At 45.0% G+C, this 14,488-nt stretch carries 12 protein-coding genes and 1 pseudogene; 1 reads left to right on the top strand and 12 read right to left on the bottom strand.

Translation table 11 applies throughout. From position 1 onward, the window contains the following. Window positions 1–70: 70 nt before the first annotated feature. From AC1TPC_RS00980 to AC1TPC_RS01005, 6 genes are all read right to left on the bottom strand, one after another. Window positions 71–1,855 carry a sensor histidine kinase gene (locus AC1TPC_RS00980; RefSeq protein ID WP_482065010.1) on the bottom strand — a complete coding sequence of 595 codons (1,785 nt, stop codon included), beginning with the start codon at window positions 1,853–1,855 and terminating at the stop codon, window positions 71–73. Beyond that, window positions 1,852–3,393: a response regulator gene (locus AC1TPC_RS00985; RefSeq protein WP_482065011.1), complete on the bottom strand. Its 1,542-nt coding sequence runs from the start codon at window positions 3,391–3,393 to the stop codon at window positions 1,852–1,854. The genes AC1TPC_RS00980 and AC1TPC_RS00985 overlap by 4 nt, the downstream gene beginning before the upstream one ends. Window positions 3,394–3,515: 122 nt before the next feature. Beyond that, window positions 3,516–5,177, bottom strand: coding sequence for an extracellular solute-binding protein (locus tag AC1TPC_RS00990; RefSeq protein WP_482065012.1), 1,662 nt, complete (start codon window positions 5,175–5,177; stop codon window positions 3,516–3,518). Window positions 5,178–5,253: 76 nt separating this feature from the next. Continuing rightward, a complete protein-coding gene (locus tag AC1TPC_RS00995) occupies window positions 5,254–6,150 on the bottom strand; it encodes a carbohydrate ABC transporter permease (protein WP_482065013.1) in 897 nt (298 codons plus the stop codon). A gap of 32 nt (window positions 6,151–6,182) precedes the next feature. Next, on the bottom strand, window positions 6,183–7,139 hold the full coding sequence (locus tag AC1TPC_RS01000) for an ABC transporter permease (protein WP_482065014.1): 957 nt from the start codon (window positions 7,137–7,139) through the stop codon (window positions 6,183–6,185). Between the two features lie 185 nt (window positions 7,140–7,324). Further along, window positions 7,325–8,101 (bottom strand): YheC/YheD family protein, encoded by a 777-nt coding sequence (locus tag AC1TPC_RS01005; protein WP_482065015.1) that lies wholly within the window; start codon window positions 8,099–8,101, stop codon window positions 7,325–7,327. Window positions 8,102–8,289: 188 nt separating this feature from the next. Between AC1TPC_RS01005 and AC1TPC_RS01010 the strand changes: the two genes are divergently transcribed. Then, complete coding sequence (locus AC1TPC_RS01010; protein WP_482065016.1) at window positions 8,290–9,594, top strand: glycosyltransferase family 39 protein; 1,305 nt, start codon at window positions 8,290–8,292, stop codon at window positions 9,592–9,594. 229 nt (window positions 9,595–9,823) lie between these two features. Here the strand turns inward: AC1TPC_RS01010 and AC1TPC_RS01015 are convergent. The 6 genes and pseudogenes from AC1TPC_RS01015 to AC1TPC_RS01040 form a co-directional block, all read right to left on the bottom strand. Beyond that, window positions 9,824–9,946, bottom strand: a pseudogene (locus AC1TPC_RS01015) (carbohydrate ABC transporter permease); the annotation flags it as partial. Between the two features lie 107 nt (window positions 9,947–10,053). Continuing rightward, entirely contained in the window at window positions 10,054–10,293 is a 240-nt protein-coding gene (locus AC1TPC_RS01020; protein WP_482065017.1) for a Spo0E family sporulation regulatory protein-aspartic acid phosphatase, read from the bottom strand. Window positions 10,294–10,492: 199 nt separating this feature from the next. Next, complete coding sequence (gene hflC / locus AC1TPC_RS01025) at window positions 10,493–11,359, bottom strand: protease modulator HflC (RefSeq protein WP_482065018.1); 867 nt, start codon at window positions 11,357–11,359, stop codon at window positions 10,493–10,495. Further along, window positions 11,356–12,423 carry an FtsH protease activity modulator HflK gene (hflK, locus tag AC1TPC_RS01030; RefSeq protein WP_482065019.1) on the bottom strand — a complete coding sequence of 356 codons (1,068 nt, stop codon included), beginning with the start codon at window positions 12,421–12,423 and terminating at the stop codon, window positions 11,356–11,358. The genes hflC and hflK overlap by 4 nt, the downstream gene beginning before the upstream one ends. Before the next feature lie 661 nt (window positions 12,424–13,084). After that, window positions 13,085–14,011, bottom strand: coding sequence for an SPFH domain-containing protein (locus AC1TPC_RS01035; RefSeq protein ID WP_482065020.1), 927 nt, complete (start codon window positions 14,009–14,011; stop codon window positions 13,085–13,087). Window positions 14,012–14,017: 6 nt separating this feature from the next. Next, a complete protein-coding gene (locus AC1TPC_RS01040; RefSeq protein WP_482065021.1) occupies window positions 14,018–14,446 on the bottom strand; it encodes an NfeD family protein in 429 nt (142 codons plus the stop codon). Between the last annotated feature and the right edge of the window lie 42 nt (window positions 14,447–14,488).

Below are 14,488 nucleotides of genomic sequence, written 5' to 3' on the forward strand. Positions count from 1 at the left end.
ATGTCCCTGTACCGCTATTTTTTCACTTCCAACATTCCATTCAAAGCGAGCTATCTTCCCAGCGAGCATACTACTTTTGGGAGAGCCCCTCTGATTGGCTAACGCTTGTTTTCGCCGGAATGGTTATGCATACTGACGTTCCCATTCCTCTTTTGCTGACAATCCTGACACCATACTCGGCGCCAAAATGAAGCCTAATTCGCCCATCAACATTGCGAATGCCATAACCAACGTTCAAGCTCTCAACAGGATCGGACAGCTGGCGCAGCATTTCGGGGTGAATGCCGACACCGTCATCAATGACTTGAAAGGTGATCAGCTCTCCCTCCAGCTTTCCAACGATCCGAATATTGATCCGCTCGCCATACCAAGCATGCTCCAGCGCATTTTCAATAAATGGCTGCAAAATAAGCTTCACGGTTGTGAACTTGAATACATCAGGATCAACATCAAAAAACACCTGCATGCCGTCAGCAAATTTTGTCTTCTGTATGTTAATATAAGCGCTGACCTGCTCCAGCTCATTTCTAATCGGGATGACCATTCTTCCTTCATTAAGCGACAGACGATAAAATTTCGCCAGATCGAGCACCATCCGCTGCAGCTTATCCACTTCGCCAAACTTAGCCAAGCGGCTGATCGAAGACAGTGTATTGTACAAGAAATGAGGATTAATTTGCGCTTGCAGCGATTCCAGCTCTGCTTCCTTTTTCTTTATGTTCGTCATATATACTTCTTGAATTAATTCATCGATGTTCTGACCCATTTCATTTAGGGCAACGGATATGCGCGTAAATTCATCCTTCCCCTTGAAATTAATGCTTTTCTGGAAGTTCCCTTCTTGGAACGAATCCAGCACGCGAACGATCTTGGATACTTTACGCGAGTAGAAACGGGATATAAACAAGCCTGCGAAAGAAAACACGATATAACAAGCCAAACAAATAAATATCGTCCACACTCTAACCTCGTTCGTCGCCTTCTCCATTATATCTTTTGGTACTAGCGCTATGAGCTTCCAATTCAGCTGCGGTATCGAATTATCAATAACCCAATAATTAGCAATGTCCTCTTCATTCAGCGTCTCGCCCAGCTTAACGTCTGTATCGCCTGAGGAGAACATAATTTTGCTATTTTCATCAATCGCGAAGATTTTTGTACCCTTGCCGATTTTCTCAGAATCAACGCTTCCCAGCAAATCTGCAAGCCGAAGGCTGATTCGAATAAAGCCAATTTCCTCCAGCTTGGTTGGCTTATTCGTATCCACAAGACGTCTCAACAGTGATATATGTCCAAAAACCGAATCGCCCTCTATCTGCTTCCATTGCATGGTCACCCCATATTTTTCCTTCGGGTAATCCAAGTACCATGGCTTATCCTTGATCCTTGAAATGTGATACAAATCGTAAAGAGGCCCCTCAGAATTAAGCGGATCCGTTTTTTTATAGTCATGATAAATTTCGGGCAGCGTGTCATTATGCAAATAGACCTCAAGCCTCATTTTATTGTTTGCAGCCTCGATTGTCGTTAATATTCTTGGAATAAGCTGCTTCGTCGTAGCCTCATAGCTAACCCAGCCCTCTCCAAAGCGGCGTAAATAGGAAGCTAAATTGCTATCGAAATAAAGCATGCCCGAAATGCGCGACATATCCTCAAGCTTGTAATTGATATTATCCTTCATCTGCTCAAGCGTCCCGTGATTGATTTCGCGCGTTCGCTCTTGTATGGAGTTCGTAAAGATCAAATTGGCTGTGTATCCGACGAGAAGCACTGGAATAATGATAAACAAGCTATACGTAAGCATCAGCTTGATGCCAAACGGAATGTAGCGGTGCTCCTTCTTCTGAGTCGTCATGTTCGTCTGTACTCCAGTGGCGTCATGCCGTATGTTTCTTTAAATTGTCTGCTGAAATAAGGCAAATGGCGATAGCCAACACGGTCGGCTATTTCATAAATTTTCATATTGGTCGTTTTAAGAAGCTCGCAGGATTTCTCCATTCGCAGCTGAATGAAATATTCGCTGAAGTTTTTCCCTGTTTCCTCTTTGAAAATCAATCCGAGATAGTTTGGCGATAATGAGAATTGCTCAGCCAAATCCCTCAGTGTAATGTTATCATGCGTCCGCTCTTTCATAAAATCGATCATTTGCTTAATGAGCTTCCAATTTTTCTTTTGCTTATTCATCTGAAGCGTCTCGGAAATTTCATAAACGCGGCGTCTAAGCCACACATGAATGTCGTGGATCGTTTCGAATTGCATAATAATATCATAATTATTCAGCTCCATACCGAGCAGCTGAAACACATTTTCATTCGTTCTTTGCAAATAATTATCGAGCTTCATGAGAATATAGAGGGCATAGTTCCGCATCGTGAATTTGGATTTTAAATTTTTGGCAACCTGAAACAGATCGTCCAGCTCATCATGAATGCTTACAAGCTCATAGCCTGACATCGCTACGAACAACGCTTCAAGCTTAGCGTCGAGATGCTTCAAATCCTCCTTCTCAGCCGGTCTAACCTCGCCGTGACCGATTACCTTTCCTTTGCCGTAGAACATTTTCATATCGAGCGCTTCCACAGCCTGACGATGCGAGAGGGATAATTCGGATATGGAGCCGAACTGTTCTCCTACTCCTGCCGTTATGGTGAACGTATTTTGTGCATTTACAAGATTAACTATTTTCACTGGCAAAAACTCGCTGTCTGAATGCTCGATAAGAAGCGCGACCCGTGCTTTGCTTATTTTACATATTTGCCGGATACCGAGCTCCTTACAGATCGATACAACCTGCTTCATCTCGTCTGGTGCGTTCCGGCTCTCATCATGCTGTTTCCAAGACATATCATCAATTTCGATCACAACAGCATAACCAGGCCAATTGAACTGATTCATTTCATACTCTTTATTCAGTACCTCTATCGTCTTCTCATTGCTCGTACCTTCCAGAAGCTGCAATAAATATTCGTTTTTGACGATCGGCACCATTTGCCAATAGGCATCCTGTCGTACTCGCTCTTTGTCCAAATCGTCACGAACTTTAAGCAAGGAATCAATCAGCTCCTGATCATCCATCGGCTTCAGCACGTAATTGACCGCATTTAGTGACAATGCCTGCTTCACATAGCTGAAATCCTGATATCCGCTGACAAATATAATTTTAATATCTTTCGACATTTCCAGTGCGCGTCTCGCCAGTTCCAGCCCTGTCATATTCGGCATGCGGACGTCGGTTACAAGAATGTCTACCTTCTCAGAATCGAGCACCTTACAAGCATCGAAGCCGTTCATCACACCAGCCACGACCTCCATGCCTAATTCCTTCCATGGGATAAACGTGCGCATCCCTTCCAAGTCCAGCCTTTCATCGTCAGCAAGCAATACTTTATACATGATGTCCTCAGCTCCAATAAACACAATAAGTATATCTTACAAATAAATGACCCCATTTAAACGAAAAAACTCGGGTATACTAAGAATCTTAGTATACCCGGCGTTTTTTGAAAAGCTATAAGTTATTGCGCTTTAATTTTTGCTAGATTTGCTTGCCATTTTTCTGTTTTGAAAGCAAGCAGCTTATCGTAACCCGCTGCTTGAGCATCTTTTTCCGCTTGATCAAAGATCGCTAGCACTTCTTCATCGCTCTTAGCGAACAATGCTTTCGCACTTACTTCAAGGTATAGATCCTCGATACGTTGACGGATAATGCCTTCTTCCGAATCCGGTTGCGGATCAATGTTAATGAACTCAGTAATATTGGATTGCGTTTTCCAAGTGATCTCGCGTTGGAAGCGAGTCGCCCAGTTTTGTTGTTCTACCGGCAATTTCTCTTCAAACTTCGCTTTAGTCGTATCTAGGAATACCGTGTTGCCAACCCAGTTCAGATCTGTTGTTTCTGCTTGAAGCTTAGCCATCTCGCCTGCTTCAGTCGTATATTTTTCTGTGAATTTCGGCGTGAATCCATCTGCTTCTACACCGTCCCAATAAAGTCCAGGGGGTCCCCACATCAATACGCTTTGTCCTTCAGGACCAGTCAGCCAGTCGTAGAAAGCGAATAGTGCTTCTGGGTTTTTAGCTTTTTTCGTAATAACAGTTACGTTCCAGCCTAGCATACCGTAGCTGCCAGGGAAAATTTTGTTTTTATCAAGACCTTCTTTGTGAATCGGCCAGATCATGAAGTAACCTGCTTCAGGATCGTTCTTCACAAGCTCAGCATGTGCTTGCATCGCAAGCTCAGTTGGGCTAGCCCCTGCATATACCGCTACGCGGCCTGTCATTACTTTTTCTGTAATTTGATCTTTCGTTTGCGTCATTGCATCCTGTGTAATCAATTTTTCACGGAATAGCTTAGAAGCATATTGGAAGCCCTCGCGGTATTCCGGATCAAGGAAGATTGAAGTCAGCTTATCACCGTTAGGCACTGCACGCATGCCTGGGAAGTTCTGGTCGTTTTCTTTGAAAGCTGTGTACAAGACATCAATACCTTGTCCGTCTTTCGCCAAATCCGGCTCGTAAGGAACGACGTTCGGATATTTCTCTTTTACAAGCTTCAAGTAGTTGTAAAGATCATCGGTTGTTTCCAGCTTTGGAGCTCCAAGCTCATTGTAGATCTTTTTGTTTACAACATAGCCGGCATTACCGTTTGGTTGGCTCGTATACCAGTTCGGGAACTGGTAAAGCTTGCCGTCTTCGGAACGAAGCATGTTAATGCCTTCCTCGCCCAGCCATTTTTTCAAGTTCGGGTATTTATCTAGGTAATCATCAAATGGTACGAGCAGGTCTGCTTTGCGCAATTGCTCCACATCGACGCGCTCCAGCCAGATTGCATCAGGAAGATCGCCTGTAGCGATCATCGTGTTCAGCTTCTGAGGAGCTGCACCACCGGAATGAATCGGTTTTACGTTTACTTTCTTATTATCTCTAATCCATGAGCTTGTAATTTCTCCGCCCCATGTTGGCATCGTGTACCAGTCATAGTGACCATATAGCGTAAAATCCAACTGCTCCTTGCCAAGCTCATATACAGCTTCCGTTTTGTTGCCGTTATTCGTTTCCGCCGCGTTGCTAGGCGTTGCACCATTGCCAGAATTGCCATCTTTTCCGCTGCAGCTTGCCAATAATGAAACAGCCATAAAAGCAGAAACCATTGGAATGAGCAATTTTCTTTTTGTAATCATCTGTTTAAAATCCCCTTTCAAACTTTTTTTATATGTTCAAAGCTTTCGCTTTAAACTACTTTTCATACGCTTGCTGCTACTCTTTCAACGATCCAACCAGAACGCCTTTTACGAAGTATTTTTGCACGAACGGGTACACCATAATGATTGGGATGGTAGCTACCATCATCGTCGCCATAGACAACGACTTGCTGGTAACCGATTTCATTTTCGCCATATGACCTTGTGCTGCTGAATCTAGGGAAGCCATTTGATCCGAAACGATGTTCGAATTCAATATTTGCTTAAGCATCGTTTGTATAGGAATCAGCTTCTCATTGGTAATGAAAATACTTGGACCGAACCAATCATTCCAATGGTAAACGGCGGTAAATAGCGATAGCGTTGCAATAACCGGTCCAGAGAGCGGAACAACAATTCGGAAAAAGATGCCCCAGTTGCCGCTTCCATCGATTTTCGCCGATTCCTCAAGACCAGCAGGCAAGCCTTGGAAAAAGGTTCTGAATATGATCATGTTCCATACGCTGACCAGCGTCGGGATGATGAAAACCCAGAACGTATTCATCAGTTGCAGCTCACGGATCAATAGAAAGTAAGGGATAAGTCCGCCGCTGAAATACATCGTAATAATGCATAGGATCATGTAAAACTTCCGGCCAATCAGCTCTTTCTTAGAGAGGCCATATGCGAAAACAGCTGTAAAGAGAATCGATGTAATCGTACCTACAACCGTCCGTAAGATAGAAATCAGGAAAGCACCGATCATTCTTTCATCTTTCAAAACAATGCCGTAATTCTCAAGTGTCCAGACACGTGGCCAAAAGGTTACGCCACCCAGCGCCGTGTCTATGCCTTTGTTAAAGGAAATGACCAGCGCGTTCCAGAAAGGATAGAAGGTCATAAAAGCTAATAGTGTTAATAAAATGTAGAAGGTTACCGTCATCACGCGGTCTCCAAAGCTGAGCCTGATCACTGAATCATCCGCCTTTCCGGGCTAATTATAGTCTACCACAAGCTGCTGCCGGCTCTGCGTGCCATATAGTTCGCCATCGTCAGAAGTCCAACGCTGATAATAGCTTTGAATAGGCCTACCGCAGTTGCGTACGAGTACCTTGAGCTTTGAATACCGACTCGGTAAACGTACGTATCGATAACATCGGAGACGTCTCGGAGCACCGGGTTGACGGCAAGCAGGAGAATGTCCTCAAAGCCTGCATTCAACAGGTTCCCAATCGCCAGAATCATAAAGATAAGGACAACCGGCATGATGGAAGGCAAGGTGATCAAAAAGATTTGTTTGAATTTGCTCGCTCCGTCCATTGATGCTGCCTCGTACATGCTTGGGTCGATGCCGGCGATAGCCGCTAAGTATACGATGGAGCCAAATCCGATTTCCTTCCAAACGCCGGTCGAAACGAGAATCGACCAGAATAACTCTGGAAGCGATAAGAAATTTATCGGCTCTTTTATAAAATTCATTTCCTGAAGCAAAATATTAACGCTGCCATTATCCGTCGAGAGCATCGACATGATCAATCCCGCAACGATTACCCATGATAAAAAGTGAGGCAGATAGCTTACCGTTTGCACGATACGCTTAAACATCATGTTCTTCACTTCGTTAAGCATTAACGCTAATGCAATAGGTGCCGGAAATCCTATAAAGAACTTCAATAAGCTGATGATGATCGTATTTCGCATGACTTCAAAAAACTCCGGAGAGTTGAAAAACATGTCGAAATGCTTCAAACCGACCCATTCGCTTGCAAAAAAACCTTTGAAGATGCTGTAATCTTGGAAAGCCATCAATACGCCATACATTGGAATGTAGCTAAACACTATAGTGAGTAACAATGCAGGCAACACCATCATCTGGATGTCGATTTGCTTCAAGAATCGGATGAAAACGTTTTTAGTTTTTGGTTTAATTACTAGTTCGTCTTTAACTGAAAGCTGCGCCACTACTCAATCCCCCTTGCTCTTGTTGTTCTCCTTGTATTTTATCGTGATACCAAAAACACTAATAGCTATCTGAACAACTAAAAATGATACTTTTCAATCATAGAAGTAAGCGCAATCAATTAATCTGTTACAAAAAAGAGCAGCTGATCAAGGCAATAGCCATGACCTGCTGCTCTTCTTTCTTCTTAAGCATCGCGTCTGCCGTAGCTGACCGCTAAACGTTTCATTTTGCGATAAGCAGCTGGGTCGAGCTGCTTAAGCGGATAAAATTGCGGATGATTAGAGTTCACCTCCAGCACCCATAGATGCTGCAGCTTATCGAAAGCAAAATCGACGCCTAGCTCATGCATGCCAGATCGTTTCTTGCTCAAGGTTTGCGCGATTTGCAGGGCAACATGGTTAAGCTTCGTTACGCGGCTTTCAATTTCCCCTGCTGACAGGCCTTGTTTTTTCCCCAGCTTTTTCATCGATAAAATAGTGCCGCCTTGATAATAGTTCGTTACGATTTTATTGCGTGCTCCGACTTTTACAATTAATCCCGTGCAAACCCAAGTGCCTCCTGGCTTCCGCTGCACCATCGCCCGAATATCGTATGGACAATCGTTTACGAGATCCAATGATATCCCTTTTTGAATAATCAGCCTAGCCGATCCCTGCTTTTTCATTCGATCATAGACTTCAGAAATTGACTTGTAGTGACTGCGTACTTGTTTCTTTTTCACAATTTCATACAGCTCATACCCCGAATCGTTCCGTTTGACCTTAAAGATGCCGATCCCATGAGAGCCTATGTTGGGCTTAACATAAGCCATACCATAGCGGTTAATCATCATCTCCAGATGCTCAAGGCTAAACGAAACGGTTTGCGGCACGTAACTTTCCAGCTTTGGATTTGCCGATAAGTATTCACATACTCGCAGTTTTCCTTGTATATTACGGCTGGCATAATTTTTTTTGTACACTAGTGTTCACCTCCATTTACTATATGTGAGGAAGATCTATAGCAATTGTACGAATGCTTATAGATAGAAAATATAGTAAATCGAAGGAATGAACACTTCAGCTGGAACATTTTACATCTTTTATTCGTTATAATGTAGTTAATATATTCGTTATAATGGTTTTAATACAATTGAAAGGTGTGTAGTAATTGTTTAATTTAAGTCAAGTATCAAAGCCTATCCGAACTAGTCTTCTCGTAACTATTCTGCTCGTATTCGCAATCAGCACAGCATCCGTTCTTATTTATGGTGATCATTTTTTGCTCGGCACCTATGAAAAATTAAATAATGATGACGTGAAGTACGTAGACAGCGCCAAAATTTTGTTGAATAAGCATACGCTTGCTTATAATAGCGGCGAGTCGCCGTCCTCCTTCATTATGCCTGGGATGCCCTTTGTTTTGTCTGGTTTAATGTTGATTTTCGGACAAGGTGAAGCAGCTGTGATCGCATTTCGAATTTTGCAGGCAGCGCTGCAGGCTTTCTCTGTTTATCTTATTTTTGTCATTGCGAATCAGCTGTTTAACAGCAGAGCCGCTCTTATTGCCAGTATCGCAACCGCGCTATATTTGCCAGATTATTTCTCTTCTGGTGTTATTTTGTCCGAGACGATATTCCGAACGATATTTATGCTGTTAATCTGCTTCAGCCTGCTTGCTTTAAAGAGCAATAAAACGAAGCATTACATCATCGTCGCGGTTCTCGTCATATTAGGCTGTTACTTTAAACCGCATACCGGACTTTTTCCAGTCGTATTATTTCTATTATGGCTGTTCAATAAAGTTTCCTGGAAGACGATCGTTAAGCATACGATTGTCATATCCATAACGATGGTGCTGCTGCTCTGTCCTTGGTGGATACGCAACTACATTACGTTTGATGAGTTTATTCCGTTCACCAAGTCAGCTGGAAATCCTATGCTTTTAGGAGCTTTAATTAATAATGCAGCTCCCGCGCAGCCGTTCTTCGACGCTCACCCGGAATATCCAGGACGCGATAGGGCCAGCTTGTTTCTAGGCTCTGATGATGCTTTGGCAGAAACAGCGAAAAAAATTATGCGCTACGGCTTTACGAACCAGCCAATGGATTATTTGAAATGGTATACGACCGATAAAATAAAAGGGCTGTATCTCGGACCTTACTATTGGAGAACGGTGTTCGACATCCCAATTGCGTACGTCTATCCAATGCATACGCTTATGACGCTAATCGGTACCGCAGGCTTGGTGCTCATGCTAGTCAATGCCATTAGGAAGCGCAATATACCCTATTTGCTTTTGCTGCTGACGCTGGCTTATTTCACCGTTATTTATATACCTTTCGTCGCCTTCTCCCGATACGGATATCCGAATCTGTTTTTAATCTTCATAGCAGGGGCGTATTTTATCGATCGGATGATTAGTATTCGGGTTAATAAGCGCTTGGCTGCAAGGCCTGATGCATTGAACCATTAAAGAATTACTGCCAGACCTTCAAGGGCGTTTACTGCCAAACCTTCAAAGGCGTTCCGTACCCTCCCAAACCCTACCAGCCAAGGGAGGGCCCCGAGGCGCTGCGCCCTCTGGACACCCGCACGGAGTAAAGTTGATGAATAATGCGCTTTCGTCCGGAGGTGCTTGCTGATAGCGCTTCTGTTGATCGTACTATCGACACTGATGAGCTGGAACTAGCTTAATTCAGCGATTACTCCTTTACCAAGCCCATAATCAAGCCTTTCACAAAAAACGTTTGGAGAAACGGGTAGACGATTAGGATCGGGAGTGCGCCGATGAAGATTTGGGCTGATTCTACTGTTCTTTGCGAGATGAATGGCAGCTCTTATGCCGTAACCCATGAGCAATTGGCAGTCATACTGGATCGACTCGGATTATTGAATAAATAAAAGCTTTTGACCTTAATTGGTCGAGGGCTTTTTAAACAGCGATTATTTTGACTTCATCATTATTGTTGCACAAAGTATCCTTCTTGACTTGTCTCCATCGTTCAGTGTTGCACAATTCATAATTTGGGCATTTCCTATATTCGACAAGCGCATCATCTAGGGCTTGGCTTGCAGTAAGAACAGATGCATCTATGAAAGAGTGGACATTATCATAAGCTTCAGTCATTTCTTTTCTTAATTTTTCAATGTTTTCTCTACATGTGCATGTCATTTTACTTCTACCCTTCCAAACACACTATTTGGTAGAAGTAGTTTACATCATGTGTGTCAATATTACAATAAGTGGAATAGAAATTAGGATCACCTGACTATCTCGTTGATACCGAGTTAATTATTCGCAAATCATGCGGCAGCCTGTAAGCATACCAAAAAACGTGTTCTATTCAACTAACGAATAGAACACGTTTTTTTTATTGGCCTAACAATATTTTCGCATAAGGCGAATCAATCGGAATCATGATGACCGGTTCATTTTGCAAAGTGGTCGAGTAGCTTTCCAGCGTCCGGTAGAAATTGTAGAACTGCGGATCACTGCCATAGGCTTTGTTATAAATAACGGCTGCTTCACGTTCGCCTTCAGCGACGATTTTTTTGGCATCGGCTTGAGCCTGTGCAAGCAGCTCCGTCGCGGTGCGATCCGCCTTGGAAGTAATTTTGCGCGACTCCTCGTCTCCCTCTGACAAATAGCGGGCCGCAATCGATTGGCGATCCGAAATCATCCGGTTGTATACGCTTTGCTTATTTTCCTCCGGTAAATCAGTGCGCTTGATGCGGACATCAATAACTTCGATTCCGTAATTATCCCTTGTCAAAGCGGAAACAACATCCTTCGTAATCTCGTCATTGATGTTGCCGCGCGCTGTATTTTCGCTGATGATATTATCGTAATTAACCTCCGACAGCTTGCGTCGAACGGAGTTGTATACCGCCTCATCAATCCGCTGAATACCGCCGCTTACCGACTGCACCGTTCTTAGGAACTGCGATGCGTTGGTGATGCGCCATACCGTGTAGTTATCTACTACGATCGGCTTCTGATCCTTCGTCAAAATCGTAGTCGGGCTGCTCTCATAAGTCATTTGGTACTTAGGCAGCGTCGATACGTTCTCAATGAACGGAATCTTGAACTTAAGGCCTGGCTCAGGCACAGCTCTCATCGCTTCTCCGAACCGAAGCACAACCTTGTATTCGCCTTCCTTCACGATATACATCGAGCCTGAGCCCAAAATAACGACCACAAGCACGATAATTAGCGTTAACCATTGGTTTCGTTTCATTGTGCGCCACCTCCTTGCGGAGCTTCTGTGGCTGGCGGAGTTGTTGCAGGCGGAGTCGCCGTGCTGCCTGATCCGCTGCGCAGCAGCTCATTTAGCGGCAAGTAATTTACCGTATCGCTGTTGGAATTCGTAATAAATATTTTGGCATTCGGCAAAATTTTCTCTAGCGTCTCCAGCACGAGCCTGCTTTGGGTAACATTCGGATTTTTTTTGTACTCTCCGAATATCGCATTAAACTTGGCAACGTCACCCTCCGCGTTCAAGATCCGCGATTTCTTCTGGCCTTCCGCATTCTCAAGCAGCGCCTGCGCCTCTCCGCGCGCCTTCGGTATGCGGTCATTCTCATACTTCGCGGCATTATTGATTTTCGTATTTTTCTCCTCGCGCGCGTTCGTCACTTCGCGGAAGGCTTCGGCTACCTGACCGCTAGGCGGCTCAATATCCTGGAACTTGATATCAATGATCTGAATGCCAGTCTTGTACTTGGCCTGCAGCTCGATCAGCTTCACCCTTACCTTGTCCTGGATGACCGTCTTACCGTCCGTGATCGCATAATCAAGCTTCTCCGAGCCAATGACGGAGCGGATTGAAGAGCTTGCCGCATTGCGTAAAAACTGCTCAGCGTCCGAGATGTTATATAAATAATCGTGAATATTGCTTATCTTCCACTGCACAACCGCGTCTGCCGATACGATATTTTCATCACCCGTAATCATCATCGCTTCCTCATCGACGGGAATCGCCTCGCTGCCTTCCTGACGATAGCCGATATGAATCCGCTGTGTCAGCTCTGCCGGAACGGTAATAACCTGCTGAATCGGATAAGGCCATTTGAAGTGCAGTCCTGCCGAGGTTTCCCCCGAATATTTGCCAAACGTTAGAATGGCTGCCCTTTCTTGCTCTTGCACCGTATAGAAGGATGACGTTCCTATAAGGATGACAACTACTGCCGCAACGATCCCTATGATGATTTTCTTCACCGTGGCCGGTCTTAATTCCGGCGGCTTGCGACCGCTCATACCAAGATTCTGTTCTTGATTTTGATTCTGATCCGTAAAGCTCAATGACATCTCTCCCCTTTCAAGCGACTGTTATATTTTTCAAAGTAATGGCTTAGGGGATAATACGAGAAAGTCAGGCAAAGGTCACGGATATTTGGCAAATTTTCTTATTTTACTTTAATAACAACCTATTCCCTTCGATTATCTGCGAATTAAGCCGTCTTTATCGCGATTATGCTTGTTTGTAAAGCAGAAGCTTAAACTCAGCCGGCGCCAGCTCAATACGATGCTCAGCATCCTCAGGCATTAAGCGCCATTCCTGACCACTCCATAAATCCAAGCAACTATCCCCTTAGAGGAATCTATGCCCATTCTTGAAAATGATGCGAGCTTGACGCTCTCGTCACTTGGATGCCTTTGCCATGACCGTCTTTTACCCCGCGTATTCCAATCCGCTGTTTTCGGAAGGTCGCAGCGGTCGCTAGCCCCGTCGTTCACACGAACAGTAAACGATCTCGGATCTCCAGAAATATAATGTAGTTTAAAGCTGATTAAATGGTAGAACTAGCCAAGAATGTTACGATTCGTACTCCAAACCAACTGACTTTCACTTCTCGGCGCCAATCGTCCCGGGCACCTTGGAACGAAATAAAAATGCCCCAAAAGCAGCCGAAGCCGCTCATGGGACATTTTATATAGAAATCCGTACTAGCTCTAGCTGCCGCTATTTGCTTGCTTTCAGCATTTCTCCAATAGCTCCTATACTGCCAAGCGTATCGACTGCCCTAGTTGGAATGAACACTTTATTTGCCGCACCCTGGGCTATATCGGTAAGCGCCTCAAGCGAGCGGTACGTCAGCACGTTCTCGTCGAGGCCGGCGGAGCGGATGAGCTCGATCCGGTTTTTCTCCGCCTCGGCTATCGCTTGGATTGCCTTCGCCTCCCCTAGCGCCTCAAGCTCCTGGGCGTGTCGCTGCCCTTCCGCTTGACGAATACGCGCTTCCTTATCGCCCTCCGCCTTTAATATTTTGCTTTGCTTATCGCCCTCGGCGCGCAAAATCATATCCTGCTTCGCCGCTTCCGCATCGAGCACCATCGCACGCTTGCTTCGCTCCGCTTTCATTTGCTTATCCATCGCATCCTGAATATCAACCGGAGGCTGAATGTCGATCACTTCGACCCGCTCGATGCGTACGCCCCACTTCTCAGTCGCTTCATCAAGCGCGATCCGAATATCCGACGATATTTTCTCGCGTCCGGACAGCGTCTCGTCCAGCTCCATTTTGCCGATAATTTGCCGCATCGTGGCCGTACTAATATTGCGCACGCCGTATACGTAATCGGATATGCCATAGGTTGCCTGCTCCGGACCGGTCACCTGATAAAAAATGATCGTATCGATTTTCACCTGAACGTTATCCTTCGTAATGACCGTCTGCGGCGGCACGTTCGCTTGCTGAATCCGCAAATCATGGTACGTCCGAACATGATCGATAATCGGAATAAGTATATTGACGCCAGGCGTCAGCAGCCTGTTGAACTTCCCGAGACGCTCAACAACGCCTATCCGTTGCTGCGGTACGATTTTGATTGATAAAGCGACGAATACGACGACGATTGCAAGCAAAATGATCGCTACGATTAGACCCATTAATCATTAGCCTCCCCATTTCTCAACTTGGAGCACTGCGCTTCCGCGACTGACGACTTTAACAGACTCTCCTTTTAACAACGGCTCGTTGGACACCGCGCTCCACGTTTCATTTCCTACTTTGACGATGCCGGGCGCTTCTCCCGTTACCTCCTCAAGCACGATTCCTTGCTTGCCAACAAGCTCGTCCACGGCATCCTTAAAGCCCCGCGAGGAATGAAAGCGCTTAGTAATCGGTCCCGTAAAGATCGTCAATATGAGTGCAGCGATGCAGAGAGCTACCAGTTCAAGCACAAGAGACCCTGGCCAAAACCAATCAATAACAGCAGCAACAAAGGCGCCGATGCCGAGCCACAGCAAATAAAACGTAAGCGTTAGCATCTCCACGACTACCAATATGCCAGCGAGAATGAGCCAGATCGCCCACAATTCCATCCTGTGTCACCTCCTCCTTATCATTAATGTATTCGTTTATGT

The organism is Paenibacillus sp. Y280, from assembly GCF_056786335.1.

What these genes read in the sequence shown, in the direction of transcription:
- AC1TPC_RS00980 (WP_482065010.1), bottom strand. Translation starts at nt 1,855, where the DNA reads ATGACGACTCAGAAGAAGGAGCACCGCTACATTCCGTTTGGCATCAAG.
- AC1TPC_RS00985 (WP_482065011.1), bottom strand. Translation starts at nt 3,393, where the DNA reads ATGTATAAAGTATTGCTTGCTGACGATGAAAGGCTGGACTTGGAAGGG.
- AC1TPC_RS00990 (WP_482065012.1), bottom strand. Translation starts at nt 5,177, where the DNA reads ATGATTACAAAAAGAAAATTGCTCATTCCAATGGTTTCTGCTTTTATG.
- AC1TPC_RS01020 (WP_482065017.1), bottom strand. Translation starts at nt 10,293, where the DNA reads ATGACATGCACATGTAGAGAAAACATTGAAAAATTAAGAAAAGAAATG.
- hflC (WP_482065018.1), bottom strand. Translation starts at nt 11,359, where the DNA reads ATGAAACGAAACCAATGGTTAACGCTAATTATCGTGCTTGTGGTCGTT.
- AC1TPC_RS01035 (WP_482065020.1), bottom strand. Translation starts at nt 14,011, where the DNA reads ATGGGTCTAATCGTAGCGATCATTTTGCTTGCAATCGTCGTCGTATTC.
- AC1TPC_RS01040 (WP_482065021.1), bottom strand. Translation starts at nt 14,446, where the DNA reads ATGGAATTGTGGGCGATCTGGCTCATTCTCGCTGGCATATTGGTAGTC.